This window comes from Marinomonas shanghaiensis (assembly GCF_003259175.1).
Classification (GTDB): domain Bacteria; phylum Pseudomonadota; class Gammaproteobacteria; order Pseudomonadales; family Marinomonadaceae; genus Marinomonas; species Marinomonas shanghaiensis.
In genome coordinates this window covers 113,921-133,649 of sequence record NZ_QGOK01000017.1, presented here as the reverse complement: position 1 = coordinate 133,649, position 19,729 = coordinate 113,921, and the positions used below count along the sequence as shown (strand labels likewise).

Annotated in this window: 18 protein-coding genes; 7 read left to right on the top strand and 11 right to left on the bottom strand. The window is 45.3% G+C overall.

From position 1 onward, the window contains the following. Nucleotides 1–202 precede the first annotated feature (202 nt). A complete protein-coding gene (gene zntR / locus DKT73_RS14510) occupies nucleotides 203–640 on the top strand; it encodes a Zn(2+)-responsive transcriptional regulator (RefSeq protein WP_111639268.1) in 438 nt (145 codons plus the stop codon). A gap of 98 nt (nucleotides 641–738) precedes the next feature. On the opposite strand, the gene DKT73_RS14505 is transcribed toward zntR, so the two are convergent. After that, the gene (locus DKT73_RS14505) at nucleotides 739–1,524 is read right to left on the bottom strand and encodes a nucleoside-specific channel-forming Tsx family protein (RefSeq protein ID WP_111639267.1); all 786 of its coding nucleotides are present in this window, start codon (nucleotides 1,522–1,524) and stop codon (nucleotides 739–741) included. Between the two features lie 445 nt (nucleotides 1,525–1,969). Between DKT73_RS14505 and DKT73_RS14500 the strand changes: the two genes are divergently transcribed. The 3 genes from DKT73_RS14500 to DKT73_RS14490 all read left to right on the top strand — a co-directional run bounded on the left by DKT73_RS14500 (nucleotide 1,970) and on the right by DKT73_RS14490 (nucleotide 7,183). Next, entirely contained in the window at nucleotides 1,970–3,151 is a 1,182-nt protein-coding gene (locus tag DKT73_RS14500) for a murein transglycosylase domain-containing protein (protein ID WP_111639266.1), read from the top strand. 143 nt (nucleotides 3,152–3,294) lie between these two features. After that, nucleotides 3,295–5,481, top strand: coding sequence for an OsmC domain/YcaO domain-containing protein (locus DKT73_RS14495; RefSeq protein WP_111639265.1), 2,187 nt, complete (start codon nucleotides 3,295–3,297; stop codon nucleotides 5,479–5,481). A 118-nt stretch (nucleotides 5,482–5,599) separates the two neighbouring features. Next, nucleotides 5,600–7,183 (top strand): ankyrin repeat domain-containing protein, encoded by a 1,584-nt coding sequence (locus tag DKT73_RS14490; RefSeq protein ID WP_111639264.1) that lies wholly within the window; start codon nucleotides 5,600–5,602, stop codon nucleotides 7,181–7,183. Nucleotides 7,184–7,267: 84 nt separating this feature from the next. Here DKT73_RS14490 and DKT73_RS14485 read toward each other — a convergent pair whose 3' ends face one another. From DKT73_RS14485 to DKT73_RS20410, 3 genes are all read right to left on the bottom strand, one after another. Continuing rightward, nucleotides 7,268–8,164 (bottom strand): bile acid:sodium symporter family protein, encoded by an 897-nt coding sequence (locus DKT73_RS14485; RefSeq protein WP_111639263.1) that lies wholly within the window; start codon nucleotides 8,162–8,164, stop codon nucleotides 7,268–7,270. Nucleotides 8,165–8,195: 31 nt separating this feature from the next. Then, nucleotides 8,196–9,953: an AMP-binding protein gene (locus tag DKT73_RS14480; protein WP_111639262.1), complete on the bottom strand. Its 1,758-nt coding sequence runs from the start codon at nucleotides 9,951–9,953 to the stop codon at nucleotides 8,196–8,198. 207 nt (nucleotides 9,954–10,160) lie between these two features. Continuing rightward, nucleotides 10,161–10,292 (bottom strand): hypothetical protein, encoded by a 132-nt coding sequence (locus DKT73_RS20410; protein ID WP_269814505.1) that lies wholly within the window; start codon nucleotides 10,290–10,292, stop codon nucleotides 10,161–10,163. 122 nt (nucleotides 10,293–10,414) lie between these two features. Between DKT73_RS20410 and DKT73_RS14475 the strand changes: the two genes are divergently transcribed. From DKT73_RS14475 to DKT73_RS14465, 3 genes are all read left to right on the top strand, one after another. Next, on the top strand, nucleotides 10,415–12,505 hold the full coding sequence (locus tag DKT73_RS14475; protein WP_111639261.1) for a TonB-dependent siderophore receptor: 2,091 nt from the start codon (nucleotides 10,415–10,417) through the stop codon (nucleotides 12,503–12,505). Nucleotides 12,506–12,868: 363 nt separating this feature from the next. Further along, nucleotides 12,869–13,141: a CopG family ribbon-helix-helix protein gene (locus DKT73_RS14470; RefSeq protein WP_111639260.1), complete on the top strand. Its 273-nt coding sequence runs from the start codon at nucleotides 12,869–12,871 to the stop codon at nucleotides 13,139–13,141. Beyond that, nucleotides 13,129–13,419, top strand: coding sequence for a type II toxin-antitoxin system RelE/ParE family toxin (locus DKT73_RS14465; RefSeq protein WP_111639259.1), 291 nt, complete (start codon nucleotides 13,129–13,131; stop codon nucleotides 13,417–13,419). Before DKT73_RS14470 ends, DKT73_RS14465 begins: the two co-directional genes overlap by 13 nt. Nucleotides 13,420–13,777: 358 nt before the next feature. Here DKT73_RS14465 and DKT73_RS20070 read toward each other — a convergent pair whose 3' ends face one another. The 7 genes from DKT73_RS20070 to DKT73_RS14430 all read right to left on the bottom strand — a co-directional run bounded on the left by DKT73_RS20070 (nucleotide 13,778) and on the right by DKT73_RS14430 (nucleotide 19,725). Then, entirely contained in the window at nucleotides 13,778–14,059 is a 282-nt protein-coding gene (locus tag DKT73_RS20070) for a hypothetical protein (RefSeq protein ID WP_157959191.1), read from the bottom strand. A 39-nt stretch (nucleotides 14,060–14,098) separates the two neighbouring features. Then, nucleotides 14,099–14,890 (bottom strand): cobalamin biosynthesis protein, encoded by a 792-nt coding sequence (locus DKT73_RS14455; RefSeq protein ID WP_111639258.1) that lies wholly within the window; start codon nucleotides 14,888–14,890, stop codon nucleotides 14,099–14,101. Beyond that, on the bottom strand, nucleotides 14,887–15,627 hold the full coding sequence (cobI, locus tag DKT73_RS14450) for a precorrin-2 C(20)-methyltransferase (protein WP_111639257.1): 741 nt from the start codon (nucleotides 15,625–15,627) through the stop codon (nucleotides 14,887–14,889). Before cobI ends, DKT73_RS14455 begins: the two co-directional genes overlap by 4 nt. Then, complete coding sequence (gene cbiE, locus DKT73_RS14445) at nucleotides 15,624–16,970, bottom strand: precorrin-6y C5,15-methyltransferase (decarboxylating) subunit CbiE (protein ID WP_232827891.1); 1,347 nt, start codon at nucleotides 16,968–16,970, stop codon at nucleotides 15,624–15,626. Before cbiE ends, cobI begins: the two co-directional genes overlap by 4 nt. A 153-nt stretch (nucleotides 16,971–17,123) precedes the next feature. Further along, nucleotides 17,124–17,789, bottom strand: a complete 666-nt coding sequence (locus DKT73_RS14440; protein ID WP_111639255.1) for a precorrin-8X methylmutase — start codon at nucleotides 17,787–17,789, stop codon at nucleotides 17,124–17,126. Next, complete coding sequence (locus tag DKT73_RS14435; protein WP_111639254.1) at nucleotides 17,786–18,574, bottom strand: precorrin-6A/cobalt-precorrin-6A reductase; 789 nt, start codon at nucleotides 18,572–18,574, stop codon at nucleotides 17,786–17,788. Before DKT73_RS14435 ends, DKT73_RS14440 begins: the two co-directional genes overlap by 4 nt. Next, nucleotides 18,571–19,725, bottom strand: coding sequence for a cobalt-precorrin-5B (C(1))-methyltransferase (locus tag DKT73_RS14430; protein ID WP_111639253.1), 1,155 nt, complete (start codon nucleotides 19,723–19,725; stop codon nucleotides 18,571–18,573). The genes DKT73_RS14435 and DKT73_RS14430 overlap by 4 nt, the downstream gene beginning before the upstream one ends. Nucleotides 19,726–19,729: the final 4 nt, after the last annotated feature.

Below are 19,729 nucleotides of genomic sequence, written 5' to 3'. Positions count from 1 at the left end.
TGTCCGTTTTTGTCGGCCTGAAGGCGCGACCTACAGGTGATTTGGTTTGTGTAGGTCGTGCTTTAGCGCGTCAAGGGGGTTGGTTTGGTGCTGTACGTTTTTGTCGGCCTGAAGGCGCGACCTACAGGTGATTTGGTTTGTGTCGTGCTTTAGCACGACAAGGCGTTATACTCAGGGAGAAAGAAATATAGAGGACATTAAGATGTACCAAATTGGCGAGCTGGCAAAAGCCTGTAACATCAATAACGACACATTACGATTCTATGAGAAAAACGCCTTACTGACGCCCTCACACCGTTCAGAGTCCGGCTACCGTCTCTACAGTGAAAAAGACAAAGAGATTCTGCAATTTATACTGCGCGCAAAATCGGTGGGATTTACCTTGGCTGAGATCCGAGAATTATTGTCTATTGAAATCGACAAAGCCAACAGCGCCTGTGCAGACGTGAAGGTGCTCGTCGATGCCAAACTGTCTGACGTCGAAAAAAAACTCGCAGAACTCACGCGTTTTCAAACTTCGCTCAAACGCTTGTCTAACGCCTGCTGTGGCGGAGAAGAAAGTGCCGAGCATTGCACTATATTAGAAGCGCTAGAGTCCGATACCGATCATGTTCGTCATGAGCATCACCGTGATAAATAAAAATGACACGCTTTTCTGAGCATAAAAAAACCAACCATCAATAGTTAAAATCAATGATTGGTTTATGCTTCACGTTTTTAGTTAACGCTTATGCGTTTTTAAAACTTGTAAGTGGCCGCGATGTAATGAGAAACGCCAGAAGATTTAAATCCTGAACTGTCTTCAATACCGTAAACATCTTTGTAGATTTTTAAGCCGTAACCCAATGCATATTGTTTAGAGTGCCAATACAAACCTTGGAAAGTAGCCCCACCATCTGTCGCCGATACATAATCACTGTCCATACCAAATTGGTAATCGACATAACCTTGATAGGCTAAAAATGAACCGTTATCAAAATTCACAATCGGCTTAAACCAGTTTGCTGAAAACTGGTAACCATTCCAACCACTTGCTGTCCCTGTTTGGTTATATAAACCATATAGATTCATACCTACTTTGCCTAACCAAGGCACATTCACATCCGCACCCAAACCAATAAAGGAATTATTCGTGCCATCTTGACCGCCATCCAAACTAAACAAAGTCGAGACATACAGCTCTTGTACCGCACCAAATGACAAGTCTTTGCCTGTCATACCATCCAAAGAAAAGCGCGGTGCTAATTTAAGAAACATCTTATCGTTGTCCGCTTTATCACTGCTGTCACTGGACGTCACATTGAAGATATCCAAGTAGCCATATAGATCAACAATACCTGAACGGCCGCCAAATTCTATTTCTAGATAGTCATGACTCGACTCACCAGGTAGCTCATCAAATGCGTACATCAGGTTAAATTGACGCCAAGAATAGTCATTTTTATGAATATCATCAGAATAATCCGCCGCAAAACCGGTGCTAGCAAGCACCATGGTAGACAAGCCTAAAAGTGTTTTACGCATTTGTTTCGCCTCATTCCATACTGTGTGATTAATGTGAATATATTATGACCAATTGGTCAGAAACATGCATATTACAGCTTTTTTTAGGCGACGCAATACAATTCAAAAATGCTTTTAAATTAAATTTAATTGCACAAATATGGTAAAAAATGAAGATTTTTTGCACCAAAATGGAATTTATTAGCAAGACATATAACAAAGGGGTTTAGCCAAAAAGTCAGTAAGAAAAGACTTTTTCTCAAGGTTATAACGCTTTAATTTGGTGCATTAAAATTTATTAACCTGAAAACACTCTCCACAAAAAGCCCCGTTCCTAACCGCTATGGTGTTTGAAGAGAGTCATTTTTACAGAGGATATCCGCATTATCGTTTTCAATCCTCACTCTGTGCTTTATTATTCCTGTCATACTGATTTCAATACATGATTTATATGAGCGACAGGTTAATGTTAAAAAGTAGTGCACGCAAAACCCTTTATGCATCAATGGGTCTACTCTGCTTAACATTAAGTGGCTGCCAGTCTCTCGCTTCTTTTGACAGTGTCTCATCCATTGAAACACTGTCTAAACAGATCAAGAATGCAGAAGACATCGACGATATAAAGGCGATTGCAAAACAAGCGAAAAAAAGCCGTGATTTAATTCGAGCAGACATTAAAGCCATCAAAGCCTTGTATGCTGAACTGGATCAAAAAGTGAATAGAAAATGGGGCAAAAACAACAGTGAGCTGCCCGACAAAAAAAAATACGTTAAGTACACAAACGATTATCAAGCGAGAACCATTGTGGACTTCGAAAAAGGCACAGTACGTGTTGAAACTGTGACCCAGAACGCGCCTATCGACACATTAAAACAGGCGGTCACCACCACCTTACTCACGACGTCCGACCCAACCAAAACCGATATTTTCTCCAGCTCAGCCCCAGACACAGAGGGCGTTCCTTTTTTATATCCACAAGTCATGGATCAGGATGGGCAACTCGTACAATATCGCTGGCGCGCACAACGCTATTCTGATTATCTTGTCAGCAATAAGCTGCAAAAAAAGACCATGAACGGCAACACTGTGTACGCAGTTGAGTTTAATCTTGTGGCACAACACGAACATCTTCGCCAAGAAAAATACAGCCAATACGTTATCGCGGCAGCCAATCGCTATCATTTATCGCCCGCACTTATCTACGGCATTATTGAAACAGAAAGCTCTTTTAACCCTTATGCTGTCAGCCCCGCTAATGCCTATGGATTGATGCAAGTGGTTCCAGCCACCGCAGGAAAAGACGTTTACAATCTTGTAAAGAATAAACCTGGTGAGCCAAGCAAAGAGGTGCTGTTCTCTCCTGAAAATAACATCGACATTGGCAGTGCCTACCTATATCTGCTACAAACCCGCTATCTTGCGGGTGTCACCAACAAGAAAAGCCAAGAATACTCTATTATTTCAGCGTATAACGGTGGAACAGGGAATGTATTAAAAACATTCGACACTGATCGAACAAGAGCCGTGAATAAAATCAACCAAACGTCCACCAGCAATGTTTATCAGAAATTAAGGTACGATCACCCTCGCACCGAATCTCAATATTATTTAGAGAAAGTCACTAAAGCAAAAACAAAATACCAATAACCGCAGCACTTAGCTTTTCAGGCAAGTTGGTCTAGATTGACACAATTTAATTGTACTCTGTCCGACTTATCACCGATAATTCTGCCATGACATACGGTCAGCCAGCTGCACATACATCGCCTATTTAACGGACACCCTATCCCATGGAAATCAAAGTTAATTTTCTCGACAATCTAAGACTTGAAGCTAAGTTTGACGATTTCACCGTAATAACCGACCAACCGATTCGCTACAAAGGTGATGGTTCAGCCCCAAGTCCATTTGATTATTTCTTAGCGTCTTCGGCGTTGTGTGCAGCGTACTTTGTCAAGGTCTACTGCAAAGCACGAGACATCTCGACAGATAATATCCGCTTGTCGCAAAACAATATTGTCGACCCAGAAGATCGCTACAATCAGATCTTCCAAATTCAAGTCGAATTGCCAGACGACATTTCGGACAAAGACCGCGAAGGCATTTTGCGCGCAATTGATCGCTGCACAGTTAAAAAAGTGGTACAGACGGGTCCAACGTTTAAAATTGAAACCGTTGATAACCTAGACGCAGACGCTAATGCCATGTTGATGGGCCAACCAGATGGCGCGACGAGTACCGTGATTCTTGGTAAAGACTTACCACTAGAGCAAACCATTGCCAACATGACGGCCATGCTAGCGGATCTTGGCATGAAGATTGAAATATCATCATGGCGCAACATCGTACCGAACGTTTGGTCTTTGCACATCCGCGATGCCGCCTCGCCTATGTGTTTCACCAATGGTAAAGGCGCCTCCAAAGAAAGTGCCCTGTGCTCTGCGTTAGGCGAATTTATCGAACGCTTGAACAACAACTTTTTCTACAATGATCAATTCTTTGGCACCGACATCGCCAACAGCGAATTTGTCCACTACCCGAATGAAAAATGGTTTGCGCTTACCAAAGACGATTCCTTACCAGAAGGCATCTTAGACGACTACTGCTTAGCGATTTATAATCCTGATGAGGAGCTAAGAGGCTCACACTTAATTGACACCAACTCTGGCAATAAAAAACGCGGCATTTGCGCTATTCCGTACACCCGTAAGTCCGATGGCGAAACGGTTTACTTCCCGTCCAATCTGATCGAAAACTTATTCCTAAGCAATGGCATGAGCGCAGGAAATAACCAACAAGAAGCACAAGTACAGTGCTTATCAGAAATTTTAGAACGTGCTGTAAAACGTCAAATCATCGAAGACGAAATTGTCTTACCTGATGTGCCTATGGCCGTGTTAGAAAAATACCCCAGCATACTGGCGGGCATTCAAGCATTAGAAGAACAAGGTTTTCCCATTGTGGTAAAAGACGCCTCCCTCGGCGGCCAATTCCCAGTGATGAACGTCACGCTCATGAACCCAAAAACCGGCGGTGTGTTTGCTTCTTTTGGTGCCCACCCAAGCTTTGAAGTCGCACTGGAGCGCAGTTTAACCGAGCTCATGCAGGGTCGCAGCTTTGAAGGACTAAACGATGTACCAAAGCCTACCTTTAACAGCATGGCAGTGACCGAACCAGAAAACTTTGTAGAACACTTTATCGATTCAACCGGCGTTATTTCGTGGCGCTTCTTTAGCAGCAAACACGACTACGACTTCTGCGAATGGGACTTTTCAGGCACCAGCGAAGAAGAAGCCAACGCCATGTTTGGGATCTTGGAAGAATTAGGTAAAGAAGTATATGTGGCTGAATTAACCGACTTAGGCGCATCCGCTTGTCGTATTTTGGTGCCCGATTATTCCGAAGTGTATCCAGTGGAAGATCTGGTGTGGGACAACACCAACAAAGCACTGGATTATCGCGAAGACATCTTGAACCTACATAAATTAAACGATAAACAGCTCGCTAAGCTGGTCAATCGCCTTGAAGACAGTCAACTCGATAACTACACAGACATTCCAACGTTAATTGGAATCGTGTTTGATGAGAACACCGTCTGGGGCCAACTGACGATCATGGAACTGAAAATCCTCATTTATTTGGCCCTTGGTGAACACGAAGAAGCCTTAGAACTAGTGGGCGAATACTTACAATTTAACGATAATACGGTGAAACGCGGCCTCTTCTATCAAGCCATGAGCTGCGTGTTAGAAGTCACTCTAGACGAAGAACTTGAGCTAGATGACTTTATGCAGAGCTTTAACCGCATGTTTGGCAAAGAAGTCATGGAGAACGTCGTGGGTTCCGTTACTGGTGATGTACGCTTTTATGGCCTAACCCAAACCAGCATGCAGCTTGAGGGGATTGAACCGCATTTGCGCCTCATCGAAAGCTATAAAAAACTGCACCAGGCTCGTAAAGCCAACGCAGCCAAATAACCTCAACCAATCGAAAGGGCATATTGGAAGCCAATACCCTTTCGATCAAGCCAACCGTTAACTGGCATTTTTAGCCTCTCTGGTTTATGATTTTGTTTAAAAAACTGAGGGGCTTCGTATGGTCTACCGTCTTATAAATAGTATGGTAATGCTGCTATTTGTTTTGCTATCCATATCTGGCTGCTCAATGTCAGGACTGGATCCCCAAACTCGCCAATACGTCGCTATTTATCAACTGGGTGAGCCCTTTAAAGATGCCACAGACGCTCAAGCCGTAAAACTCATCAATACCACAAGCAACTCAGAGCAAATCACCTTAGGTGGTATCATTGGTCTCTGGGATCAACGACCCGCCTTACTAGACGCTGCGCTATCAAAAGGATTTCAACCTAACCAACCAATATCGAATCGTCTGTTTGTCAGCTATCCACAAAACGACTTCACCAAACCATCACCCTTATTTGCTGCTTACGCTGTAATGCCATTGCCCCCTATAGGATCAGCGATTGATAATCGGGCTCAACTCACCCCCGCCATGTTGGTGCGTGACATGACATCGTTTGAACGCTTGATGGCCGCTGGCGCAGATTACAACCCAACAACGCTGAACATCGCGTTAAAAGTGGCCACAATCTACGGTGAAAGTCCTCAACTGGCAGAGCATTTATTGGCTATGGGTGGAAATTTGCAGGCCGACTTGAACGCCGACATTCCTCCCCTAATTATTTCACTTGCCAGCCAAGGAAAGCCACAAATGATGCAATGGTTATTGGCGCAAGGGGCCGATCCTAATGGCCGCTACAGCACACCCGCGAATCGCCGTTATTACGACCTATCCGGAGGAGCGCCATTTTACAGCTATTTACTGGACGCTACGCCTCTCTACTTTTTACCAACCTACACACCAGATGACAGCAGCCGACAACGTGCCATAGAAATGGCGAAAGTACTCATCGATGCTGGCGCGAATGTCAACAGCATCGCAACCTTCAGTTATAGCATACGAAATGATAGCCCTATCACTGGCTGGACACCCTTACACACCTATCACATGCACTTAAACCAAACCTACGGCAATCCAGAGTTAGTCAACTTTCTGATTGCAAACGGCGCCAATCCTCAAGCACTCACTAGCAAGGCACAAACACCATTACAAGTTACGGGGTTAATGGAACGCACCCAACAGCAAATCGTCGATTTAGACAACCAACGCCGTCGTCAAATAGAACAACAAAACGCTCAAGCAAAACAGCAAGAACAAAACGATTCAGGCAATGTCTTTGGTAAAGTGATTGCCATCACCGGACTGACCGCTGTCGGCGCAGCGGCCAGCAATACTGGCGTTGACTCAAGCTCAGTGGTGGATATTGTCGGTGGTGGTATTGCCGATATAATGACGGATGGACGTGCTGGCGGCCTTCAGCAAGCACAACAACGCCAGCAGACTCAAGCGAATACCGCCACACAAAATAACACCTCAACCTCACTCAAACCGGCAGCCAATTTCCAAACAGAAACCTATCGAGTCAGCTGCCCTTCAGGCGTAAGCAACGACATCCCCCTACGCTACAAAACCCAACAGTGCCGCACCGCGATGATAGACTTTGCTAAAGCGTATTCTTGCAACGACTACCAACGATTCGAACAAGTGCATGCCGCCTGTGATCAAGCCTGCGGCTCTGTCAACTGCTTACAAGAATAGATCGAACAGGGGGAAAGGGGAAAAAGTAAGCCATAAAGATTCAGGAACAATATCAATTGATACGGTTCCTGAATCTGTAAAATATTAAGAAGGTTCTACTTTCGCTTGGTCTCTTGCCTGCTCTTCACGATGAGTGATTTTACGGTATAGAACCGTCACCCAAGTAGAATTCAACACAATGAAAAGTGAATACATCACAGGTATCAACAAAATGAGCTGCTGTGTTTCTCCTGTAAACGTCATGATGACAATAAGAGCGGCTAAAGGCCCATTTTGAATGCCCGTCTCCAAAGACACCGTCCGTGCTTTTTGTGGGCTTAACCTCATCACTCTCGAAAATAGATAACCAAATAAAAAGCCAACTAAGCCAAGCAAAATCACAGCGGCGTAAACCTGCCAACTGGTTTCTATGAGTAATCGCCAATTACGTGGCGCCCAAGTCACCACTAAAAAGAGTATCACTACCGCCCCAAGTAAACCGCCCGTAAGTTCAATAATCGCGCCAACGTTCGCATTTTTACGCCTTAACCACATACCCAACAAGGTTGGAATAAGCAATAAAAACAACAGCCGCGCAATTTGATCCGGCGGAATCCTAAACGCGTCATCAATGCCCTGCGTGTAGAGCGCCATCCATATAGGCACTAAAATAAACCCTGCCAATGTTGAGCAAATCGTCATCATGATACTCAAACTCAGCAAACTTTTAGAAAAATACGCAAAAATGTTCGAAGTGGTGCCGCCTGGCATGCACCCCATCAGCACCAATCCTACCGTCTGCTCCGTGGACAAATGGAGGATCCGCGCCAGAGCAAACGCAATAAAGGGCATGAGCAAGTATTGCGATAAAAAACCGATGCCAATCGCTTGTGGATGACGCATGGATAACTTGAAGTCTTTAAATGTTAACGACGCCCCCATGCCAAACATAATGATCACCATCATGATGGATAATAAACTTTCTTCAAATGGACTTAACATAGCGCCCTATCTCCGATACCAAATTTTATCATTATTGTTGAGCTGCCTTTTCACTTTTGACAGCCAAGGCTCGAACATCTTTCCGCAACACTTTACCAACCGGTGTTTTTGGCAAATCGTCCCTGAACACAATTTTTTTAGGCACTTTGTACGCCGCTAATTCTGTTTTACAGTGCTTAATAATATCTTGAGCACTCAGCCCCGATTCCCTTAACACCACATAAGCATGAACCGCTTCACCTGTTAGGCTATCTGGCACACCAATAACAGCGGACTCTTGCACTTGTGATAACCGTGCTATCGCGTCCTCTACTTCATTAGGATACACATTGAAACCGCTCACTAAAATCATGTCCTTTTTACGATCCACGATATGAAAATGACCGTCTTCGGACATGGTGCCGATATCCCCCGTATATAACCAACCGTCTTTTAAGATCTGCGCCGTTTCCTCTGGGCGATTCCAATAGCCCTTCATAATCTGAGGACCACGGGCAATAATTTCCCCAGCGTCTCCCAAACCTACCGTAGCGCCGTTGTTATCGACTATACGCACCTCAGTCAGAGGCGCAGGAATACCAATACTGTTCTCTCGTTCATAACCAATCGGATTAAAACAAATAACAGGGGAGCTTTCAGTTAATCCATACCCTTCCGCGATGGGGGTTCCCACCACAGAGCGCCAACGTGCCGCAACCGATTTATGCAAAGCCGCCCCACCAGCCAAGGCGACTTTCATCGTTTTAGGAGGATAAACTGTAAACCATTCTTCATTTAACAAAGCGTTGAACAGTGTATTCACCCCTGAGATCCACGTTATGGGGTAGTTATCAAACGCTCGTTGGCAGTTTTGAATAGGACGAGGACTGGGAACTAATATGTTGTGAGCGCCTTTGTGATAAAAAGCCAACAAATTCACCGTAAAAGCAAAAATATGATACATAGGCAACGCGGTTAAAATACACTCTTTACCCGCTTCAATATGACTGCCTGCCACCGAATTCACCTGCTCAAGATTGCTCAGTAAATTCCCATGCGTTAATACAGCACCTTTACTCACACCTGTTGTGCCGCCGGTGTATTGCAACAAGGCCGTTTCTTCCCGTTGCAGACCTTGCCAATAAGCAGAAACATCAAGATTTTTCTCTTTCTGAATGGTGCGACCCGTCTCAATAGCAGCGTCTAACCATTGCGCATTAAGGTTATGCTTTGGAATGGTCTTATTCCAATACGTCAGCACCAAATTTAAAACACCACGAATAAGCGGCGCAAACCATTGGGAAATCGAGGTTAAAACAACATGTTTAATCGCGGTGTTCGCCAAAATGTCTTCTAACTTATCGGCAAACATATCAATAATAACCAGAGCGGTTGCACCAGAATCATTAAACTGATGCGTCATTTCTCGGCGAGTGTACAAGGGATTCACATTGACCAACACGCAACCCGCCTTGAGAATACCAAAAACCGCAACCGGCAAAGCCAAACAATTTGGCATTTGTACCGCCACCCTATCCCCAGCTTTTAGACCCAGCGCTTCACGCAAATAAACGGCAAAGGCATCTGACATCTCATCGACTTGTGAATAGGTAAGATGGCCGTTCATGCCATTGGGCATACAGGTAGTAAAGGCTGGCTGCTCTTTATAATTCTTCGCCGCTGCCACAACCATCGCAGGAATATTGGAAAAATGCTTTTCTTTAGATTGATTAGCGGAATGGTCAGCGCCTGTCGCCACTCTATAAAAGGGTGTCCAAGGTGCGCTGTCATAAATATGGTCGTTTGACATGAAAGCCCTCTCTTTGCTGAGTCCTGATTCACCAACAGACTCATATTGTTATTATTCTTCGACACCGAAAGACGAAAACAGTTCTTCCAACAGTAAGACATCCACGCAATAAACCATCAAAGTAAACCGTCACGAAAACAAGATGTTATACAAGCACCAGACGCTAAGAAGTCAACACTTTAAAGAAAGCACACGCCCTATCAATAATCAAGTGAGGCCTGTCATTTCCCCTCCATGCTCTGCTGTTTTACCAGCAATAACCACTCGACGATCGAATCTCTCTTCGCCAAACACACACAACCCCTCTTTGAATCGAATAAAAATATTTAATGTCAGCATAAAAATACAAACGAATACACCAGCAATATGAGATAATGAAAACCATTAACATTACTAGTATCAATATTGTAGCAACCTCTAAATTACGACAAAAAGAATAGACCATCGGGGATACCATCACCATGTCACATACCACAAGAACGTCGCTGAATAGACAAATTAGAAGAACATTTCTACCCTCCATCCTAATCGCCACAAGCAGTGGCGCATTTTCTGCAGGAGAAAATTCAGATAGCGGTTATACCTTTGACACAATAGAAGTCAGTACGTCAGTATTAAAGGTCGATACCCCCGCACAAGAAACCCCCAAATCATTGTCTGTGGTTAATCAAGAAGACCTAGTGACACACGCGCCTCAAAAATTAGACGAAGCTTTACGCTACACATCAGGGGTTTTATCGCAACCATATGGAGCCGATAATGATACCGATTGGTTTAAAGTCAGAGGATTCGATGCCGCTACGTATTTAGACGGCAGCCGACTGTTCAGAGACGGTTATTACACTTGGCTATTAGAGCCATATGGTTTAGAAAAAATAGAAGTACTAAAAGGCCCATCCTCCATTTTATATGGCGAAGCACCTCCAGGTGGCCTTGTGAATGCCGTACAGAAAAAACCAACAGACGTACCCCAGAAAGAACTCCAACTCGAGGTTGGTAATAACAACCATCATGCTGTTACCTTTGATATTTCTGATTCATTACAGTCAGGTAATAAAGTGAAATACAGGGTAGTAGGGGCTTTTAAGGAAAATGACGGCCAACTAAATGGAACAGAAAATATACGCTATTACTTGGCCCCTAGCGTGTCCCTCACGCTCTCAGAACAAACGCGCCTTACAATTTTAGCGACATTTTTAGAAGATGATGGCACGCCAACCAACCCTTTTTTCCCCGCGGCGGGAACCATAATAAGCTCGCCGAATGGCGTCATTTCTCCCTCTACCAACTTAGGTGAACCTGATTACGATAAATACCAGCGTAAACAAGCGTCTTTAGGATATATCCTTGAACACGATGTAAACGAGACTTGGACACTGTCTCAAAAACTCAATTACGGCTACAACGATTTATATTTACGCAGCTCCTACGCTTTTCCAAACGCGGATGTAAATACTACCTCTATTGGTCGAGGGATTGTTTTCCGTGATGGTAACAACGAAAGCTTAACATTTGACAACCAAGCCGTTGCTGAATGGTCTTCAGAACAAATTGAAAACACTCTATTAATTGGTCTAGATCTTCAGCGTCATGAGACAGATGGTGTTGAGCAGGATAACTATAGTTTTGGGAGTATCAACCCTTATAACCCAGTATATGGAAATTACACTCAGCTAAGCACTGTGAACAACATTGACCGCAATATCGAAAAATCTCAAGCAAGCCTTTATGCTCAATATCAAATAAAACTTGACCAGCAGTGGATTGGCCTGATTGGCGGACGATACGATGACATAAAGACCACAAACCACAATAAAGCAAGCAACAAGGAAGAAACTCGCAGCGACAACGAATTCTCAACCAATGCGGGCGTTATGTTCATAGCGGACAATGGTTTATCACCCTATTTGAGTTATGCAGAGTCATTCGACGTACTCACAACAATAGACACCACTACCAACCAACTTTATAAGCCCCTAGAAGGTAAACAAGTTGAACTTGGTATAAAATATACTCCAGAAAGCATTGATGGCTATATCAATCTAGCATTGTTCGACTTGACACAAAAAAATGCACTAGTCACTCAAAACAGTGTCACAACACAAGCAGGTGAAGTGACCTCACAAGGCATTGAGTTAGAAGGTACGGCAGCCATAACAAGCAATACCAAACTCAGCCTTGCCTATACCTACACTGATGCTCAAACGAATAAAACAGCGGATAATCAGAAAAAACAAGCTGGAATGATTCCAAAACATATGGCATCCGCTTGGTTAAATGTAAAGGGCGCCGCCTTTAACATGCCAGCGTGGTCTTTTGGTAGCGGTATACGTTATGTTGGCGAATCAAAAGATAACCCAGAAAACAGCAACCTGACCGTCCCTAGTGTCACCTTACTGGATATAATGGCCTCTTACACTATTAATGATAAATGGAGCGCACAGCTCAACATCAACAACGCATTAGATAAAGAATATATCTCTGCTTGTGATTATTATTGTTACTACGGTCAATCAAGATCTATCGTACTCAGCACAAAATATCGCTGGTAAGTATTAAAAGGAGTCTTGGGGTCAGATCAAGAAACTAGAGATACAATGGCTCGTGGTGGCACTGAGTATTTGAAGAATGTGCATCACGGCACCACGTCAACAGGTTAGTTTTTGATCTGCCCCCAAACTCCGCAAGGGAGGGAATTCAAGAAATCAAAGTCGTTGTTTTTTACACTGTTTTGACTTCCTATCCCCTCCATATTACCGGCAATACCCTCTCGACGTTCAAACTGTTCAATAAATGTATTACGTCCTAACACCCAAGATTTATTGGCTGCTAAACGCCCTGAATCGTTGGTGGTCAACGAGAGATTTCGTGATATAGTATTTGAAAGTAGTACCTTTAGATATCGAGGTGGCAAAATGGCAACATCAGTAAAACTTGACGATGATTTGAAAAGCCGAATCCAGCACTTGGCTGAAGCGCGGCATCGTTCATCACACTGGATCATGCGCGAAGCGATCCGTGATTATGTTGAGCGTGAGGAAAAGCGTGAATCGCTCAAACAAGACGCGTTGAGAGCTTGGGAAGCCTATCAGGAAAATGGTCTGCACCTGACACTTGAGGAGGCTGACGCTTGGCTAGCGAAGCTTGAAGTAGGTCAAGATGTGGACATTCCTAAGTGCCACATCTGATCTGGTCTCCGGCAGCGCTCTCTGACGTACAACGACTCTATCGCTTCCTCGCCCTAAAAGATGAAAATGCGGCTCGACGTGCTATCAAAACAATACGGGCTGGCGTGAAAATACTGGCACACCAGTCAGAGGCCGGACGTCCAGTTGAGGATATGGATGCAGCCTTTCGAGAATGGCTAATCGATTTCGGAACGAGTGGCTATATAGTGCTGTATCGCTTCGATGGTGAAACAGCAACGATTCTTGCCGTGAGACATCAAAAAGAGGCCGAATACTAAGATCAGTATTCGCCCAACTCCCAGCAAAATATAAAGATTACCCTGAACTGCCTTATCTGCTGCAAAATTTCCACTGGTGGTACAACAACATTCGGCTACATCAGAACCTAGATTATCAAACACCAGAGTCGGCTTATCAGAACACCTTATCATTCATCAACCTGAAAACGGACAAGGCAAAAAAGAAAGAATAACGCCTTGTTAGAGCCTAACAATACTTAAAAAAATAGGTGTCCACACGTTTGGAGAAGCAATCACGTATTTCAAACGAAAAACAGATCAATTATTAACCGAAATTTATTTTTGGACTGAATTTTCTGAAAATGATCGTAGGAAATGAACAAAAAACCAACCGATTTCAGGAGAGTTTTTCTGAAAACGGCTGATTTTTAAACAATAAATGTCTATGGACAGTGCGGACAGGACAATCTGGGTAAGTGTCAGTGAATTCATATGAGATATAGTCATAAGGCGTACCATCATCAAATTCCATATATTCATCAAACCAGTTGAATAGATCTACAGAATCTCTAAACTTCAAGAAATCAGAGTCGTTGATTTCTATACTCTTTTGACTCCCTATCCCCTCCATGCTCTGCTGTTTTACCAGCAATGCCCACTCGACGTTCAAACTGTTCAATAAATTTCTTACTTCTTAAAACCCAAGATTCATTGACTGCTAGGCGAACAATGGCTCTGCTCTCTTAAACCCTCTCGCCAATGCGCAGGTCGCTTTGGTGTTTTTGATTTTATTTAAGATAAGTTCGGGCTCTGTTCCTGTGTGTATCTGTGCCGCTAACAGCGCGGCAGATTCGGCGACGCCATAGACACCGACGGTGTTAAATACATAGTCGGATTTGATGCTGAGTAGCGCCTCCATTGGCGCGAGTTGTTGGGCGCTGTAGGTGTTGAAGTCCCAGTGGTATTTTGTTGCGAGGGCGATGAGGTTGGTTTCGTCGGCTTTAATGTCGATGCTGTTTAAGGAATGAATATCGCTTGGCGTTAAGCCTTTTTGTGCCAGTGCATCGAGCATGAGACTTTCAAGGAATGCCAGCGGGCAGTTGCGTTCGCAGCCCATTCCCAAGGTATAAATAGGATTCAAGTAAGGCTTCGCGGTGGTCATCACTAACTGCGCGCCAAGGGATTTTGCTACTTGCGCCCCCCATTCGTTCGCACCGCCTTCATGACCCGATAATAGCGGAATGACAAATTTCCCTTCTTCATCCAACACTAAGACAGGCGGATCTTGGTATTTGTCTTGAATCACTGGGGCAAGGGTTCGCATCACGATCCCAGTAGCACAAATGAATACCAGCCAATCACCGTTTTGAAAGGCCGTTTGCACAAACTCGGCAAAGGGTTTTGGTTTGTAGTCGACCACAGCCTCTGGCCAATGATTCTGCAGACCTTGAGACAAAAGTTTATTCGCCAGCCGCTCCCCCGCAGGAGTTAACGCAATAAAACGTATCACCTTGTGCCTCGCTCACTTTTGGTCACCACGAACAAAGAAAAGTATGGCCCAGCTTTGTCTTCCAAGGTAGACACATCTCGAACAATGCGTTCGTTTTCACGGCCAATGTATTCAAGGTATTTTGCGTCTTGCATGCGATTAGTTTTGCGCAACGCCATAAGGATGCGCGGACGAGCTCGCCCAGCCTTCATGATCACCACACTGTCGTGTTGCTCTAACGCGGTATCGATCTGCTCTGCGCTATGGCGACCACTCACCACGGCAAAAGATTCTTTCAGCACGGTTAACGGATGATTTAAAGCCGATGAGGCGGCATTAATAGACGACACCCCAGGCACCACTTGGCATGGAAAATCGCCCTCTAGACGTTCTAATAAATACGCAAAAGAGCCAAAAAATAATGGATCGCCTTCACATAAAAAAACCACGTCTCTGCCTTGTAATAACTCATTGGCAATTGCTTTTGCGCCATTATCATAAGCTTCATTTGCCAATGAACGATCCGTCGACATCGGCATGACAATGGCAATTTCGTTTTGCGCATGGGTCACACCAGCAAAGGCTTCACTGGCGATGTTTTTTGCCTGAGAGCCACCTTCATCGTTAGCAAGATAACTCACCACACTTGCGCTCTGAATCAAGCGCAAGGCTTTTAAGGTGATTAATTCTGGATCACCTGGTCCCACGCCCACACCAATGAATCGGCCTGTTTTTGGGGAGACTTCCACGGCACTCATTGTGCGTTTTCCTTATGGTTTGTATGGATGGCCGATGTTGAGGCCGTATATTTTCTAAAATGATAAAGCGTCACAGGCAGACTAGGACGAAATAGCCGTTGTCCTGCCAATCGCTCACTTTTGGCAATCGCTACTTGCAAACTTTGTTCATCAGCGTCTTGTACTTGATCACGCTGTTGGGCAAATTGCATAATCTGATACTTGGTTTCTTCCGTCACGGCACTGACCATCAAACAACCTCCATCAGGCAATAAATCCCACACTTGCGACATCAACGCCATCAATTCACCATCGCTGCCACCAATAAAGACTTTATTGGGCTTGCCATCTTGTTTCTTATTGTCGGCAAGCAAATCCACCAGCACATCCGGTGCTCGACCTGCGACAATGGATAAATTCTGCATGACACCAAAACGTTCCTGGTTGGCCGTTAAACAGGCCAAACGGTCTGGGTGATGCTCGATGGCAATAACCTGACTACGTGGATGCCAATAGGCCATTTCCACACTCACACCACCGCAACCCGCGCCAATGTCCCACACTGTGTCACCCTGCTGAATGTCCATGTAAGACAAAATCGCCAAGCGCACTTCTCGCTTAGTAATCATGCCTTTGCCGTCTCCTTTGTCGGTCACGAAAGACGCATCGGGAATGCCCACCGAGCTTGGATAAAGTGAGGCTTGTGGACTGGTTTTCAATACAACCACATTGAGCGGATCCCATTCGAGTTCAGCGTCTACCAAAGAGTTTGCGCCAAAGGTGCGAACTTTTTCTTGTTCATAACCTAAGGCTTCACACACGGTTATTTCACTTTGATCTAGCCCTGCCTGCACACATTCTTGCGCAATGTGTTGGGGTTGGCTGTATTGATCCGTCAGCAACACCAAGGTCTTATTCGACTGCAAATAACGGCGCAACGATGCCAAGGGGCGACCGTGCAAGCTCACCACTTGCACCTCTTGTAAAGACAAACCAAGACGATGACATGCTACCTGAATGCTGGAAACATTCGGATAAAACTGCAAAGACTCAAGAGAGAAAGTACGCATTAACCAAGCGCCAATGCCGTAATACAAAGGATCCCCAGACGCCAACACCACCACCTGCTTCGCCCCTTCGGACTGCCAATTGGCAAAGGCTTCTTTCAGCATGCTGAGTTTGGGCAGATCTTCACGACGCGCCAGATGAGCATAGTGCGCAATCGTTTCATGCTGACGCGGCGCACCCAACACAATATCGTTCGGTGACAAACTCGCCAAAACCGCTTGCGCCGCCTCATCCAGATGCGCCACTTGGTTAACGCCCAAACCGATAACATGGATTGGCATTTGTGTGTGTTTCATAAACCTACTTCCATTCCATGCCATTACAGTAAGCTAGGTGGATTAACGAAAATAAAAAACGGATAACAAGAACCTTGGTATTTGATTCACGCTGACGCGTTGAGCTTGCGAAACAGGCGCAAGTGCATTGAATACCAAGGTTCATAGAATGCATTAATAATACTCACCAATATTACAGCGCAACAAAGCATTACAACTGGCCGATGTGACCGCGCTGCCCCCCATTCGCCCTAACAAGGTGATGCATTCAACCCCCAGTTTCTCATGGGCTTCCCACAGCGCCTCTTTCGATTCCGCTGCGCCGACAAAGCCCACTGGCATGCCGATAATTAAGGCTGGTTTCGGTGCGCCTTGTTCTATCATTTCCAATAAACGAAACAAGGCGGTTGGCGCATTACCAATCAATACCACGCTGCCAGCAAGATCGTCTTGCCATAAACTCAGCGCCGCCATAGAACGGGTTTCGCCTTTGCTTTTTGCCAACTCTGCGGTACGAGGGTCGTTCAAAAAACACAATGGCGCCTGCGTTATCATGCGTTTGGTCACGCCTTGTTTAACCATTTCCACGTCGCACAAAATCGCGCCGTTATTGGCTAACGCCTCGCGGCCCGCTTGAGTGGCATTCGCACTAAATCGTACTTGCTCAGCCACATCAGGCAAACCAAGGCTGTGTACCACGCGCATCACCACTTGTTGCTGATCTAGGCTCAACCCCGATAAGTCGGTTAGCTCGCGAATTTGTCGAAAGCTGTCTTGCTCAATGGCTTGAGGGTTGTTTTCATATTGATAGTTGCATTGATAGTCGTCTGAAGAAGTCACTGTTGGCTGCTTTTTTGTTGATTCTGAATATGGGTAGAAGTTTTGCCCCAAGCTGCTAAACAGGCTTTCAGGCACTCATCTGTGTCACTAAACTCACGTTCGGCTTCAGGCAAAATTGGCCGGGCGTGCAATAAAACGGGAATAGAGAATTCTCTGGCGGCTTCCAGTTTGGAATAGGTGGCTGAGCCACCGCTGTTTTTACTGACGATGACGTCGATGCCATGATCCACTAGCAATTGGCGCTCGTCTTCTAAGGCAAAAGGCCCAATGGCTTTTATCCAATGGATGTTATCAGGCAGGGAAAATAAGGGTTCAACCGCCGTTCGCCACACAATACGTTCGATATTCGTCAATTGTAAGATACATTTGAGTAAGTCTTCGCTCATTTGCCCTGCACTTAACAATGGCACACGAAATCCATTAAGCTTAGCCAGTAAATCGCCGTCGTCTTGGTAATCCTGCCACTGATCGCCCGCTTCTTGTTGCCAGACAGGACGGTGAAATCGCCAGCAGGGAATGCCGACTTCTTTGGCGGCCATAACCGCTTTGCTGCTCATGGTTTGTGCATAAGGATGGGTCACATCCAAAATCGCGCCAATATTATTGTCTTTCAAGTACTGAGCTAACCCACCAAATTGGCTAAAGCCGCCAACCACCAGCTGGCAATCGACTTTTGGCACTCGAACCAAGCCTGCCAAACTGTAGATGACGCTTACATTCTCTTTATGTAATGAGTCGGCCAAACGGCGAGCATCGGCGGTGCCGCCTAATAATAAAATCTTCATGGCTTGCCTCGTTTTGTGTGATCAGCATCCAAGGCTTTACCAACAAACTGGCCTTTGCGGTCAATCGCCCAGACTTCCAGTTCTATGTGTGCAGGAATGTATTTTCTGGCAAAGTCTAAAGCTTGCAGACAAACCGCATCAGCCAGTGGCAAACCTGCTGACATGGCGAACGACAAGGCTTCCACACTGGTATTGGCGTTTGTCATGCGTTCTTGCAAGCGGTCATCGGCACCTAAACTGGCGGCCAGTTTTGCCAACGCGCCAAGGTCGATACTAGACGCTCGACTGTTCAAATCCATATGATGTTGAGCAAGCTTGCTGATCTTACCAAAGCCACCACAAATACTGAGCTTACTTAGCTGGATTGGACGATTTAACTTGGGAGAATCGGTTTGCTCGACTTTTTTAATGTGTTTCAACACAGCGCCCACAAAGTCGCCCATTTCGATCAAGGCCATATCATCCAATTGATAATGGCTCTTTATGGCGTCTTCGCTGGCATTGCCTGTGGTAGCGGCAATGTGGGTCAAGCCATTCGCCCGAGCCACATCGATACCTTGATGAATAGACGCAATGTAAGCCGCACAGGAAAAAGGACGCACTATGCCTGTGGTACCGAGAATCGATAATCCGCCCAAAATCCCCAAACGTGGATTCATGGTTTTTTGGGCAATTTGCTCGCCATTAATCACACCAACAGAGACATCAAATCCCCCTTGGTAATGATACGTTTGCGCAAAGCCTTCTAAATGCTCTGTCATCATTTTACGCGGTACAGGATTAATCGCTGGTTCGCCCACATCAAGGAGTAAACCCGTTCGCGTGACAGTGCCAACACCTTGCGCCGCATGAAAGCGTATGCCCTGTTCTGGGGACAATCTTAGCTCGACAAATAAAGTGGCACCGTGGGTTGCGTCTGGGTCATCACCAGCGTCTTTAATCGTCGCGGTTTTGATGCCGCTGTCTATAATTTGATACTCAATAATGGCGAGATCCACCACCTTGCCCTTGGGCAAGGTAACTCGCACACTGGGATCTTGTTGTTGAGCAAAAAGTGCTTGCGCCGCCGCCACACAACAAGCGGTCGCGCAGGTTCCCGTGGTTAGGCCCGTTCGTAATGGCGCGGGCGACTCAGCACTTTCAGGCCACATCGTC

What these genes read in the sequence shown, in the direction of transcription:
- zntR (WP_111639268.1), top strand. Translation starts at nt 203, where the DNA reads ATGTACCAAATTGGCGAGCTGGCAAAAGCCTGTAACATCAATAACGAC.
- DKT73_RS14505 (WP_111639267.1), bottom strand. Translation starts at nt 1,524, where the DNA reads ATGCGTAAAACACTTTTAGGCTTGTCTACCATGGTGCTTGCTAGCACC.
- DKT73_RS14500 (WP_111639266.1), top strand. Translation starts at nt 1,970, where the DNA reads ATGTTAAAAAGTAGTGCACGCAAAACCCTTTATGCATCAATGGGTCTA.
- DKT73_RS14495 (WP_111639265.1), top strand. Translation starts at nt 3,295, where the DNA reads ATGGAAATCAAAGTTAATTTTCTCGACAATCTAAGACTTGAAGCTAAG.
- DKT73_RS14490 (WP_111639264.1), top strand. Translation starts at nt 5,600, where the DNA reads ATGGTCTACCGTCTTATAAATAGTATGGTAATGCTGCTATTTGTTTTG.
- DKT73_RS14485 (WP_111639263.1), bottom strand. Translation starts at nt 8,164, where the DNA reads ATGTTAAGTCCATTTGAAGAAAGTTTATTATCCATCATGATGGTGATC.
- DKT73_RS14480 (WP_111639262.1), bottom strand. Translation starts at nt 9,953, where the DNA reads ATGTCAAACGACCATATTTATGACAGCGCACCTTGGACACCCTTTTAT.
- DKT73_RS20410 (WP_269814505.1), bottom strand. Translation starts at nt 10,292, where the DNA reads ATGCTGACATTAAATATTTTTATTCGATTCAAAGAGGGGTTGTGTGTG.
- DKT73_RS14475 (WP_111639261.1), top strand. Translation starts at nt 10,415, where the DNA reads ATGTCACATACCACAAGAACGTCGCTGAATAGACAAATTAGAAGAACA.
- DKT73_RS14470 (WP_111639260.1), top strand. Translation starts at nt 12,869, where the DNA reads ATGGCAACATCAGTAAAACTTGACGATGATTTGAAAAGCCGAATCCAG.
- cobI (WP_111639257.1), bottom strand. Translation starts at nt 15,627, where the DNA reads ATGAGTGCCGTGGAAGTCTCCCCAAAAACAGGCCGATTCATTGGTGTG.
- cbiE (WP_232827891.1), bottom strand. Translation starts at nt 16,970, where the DNA reads ATGAAACACACACAAATGCCAATCCATGTTATCGGTTTGGGCGTTAAC.
- DKT73_RS14435 (WP_111639254.1), bottom strand. Translation starts at nt 18,574, where the DNA reads ATGAAGATTTTATTATTAGGCGGCACCGCCGATGCTCGCCGTTTGGCC.
- DKT73_RS14430 (WP_111639253.1), bottom strand. Translation starts at nt 19,725, where the DNA reads ATGTGGCCTGAAAGTGCTGAGTCGCCCGCGCCATTACGAACGGGCCTA.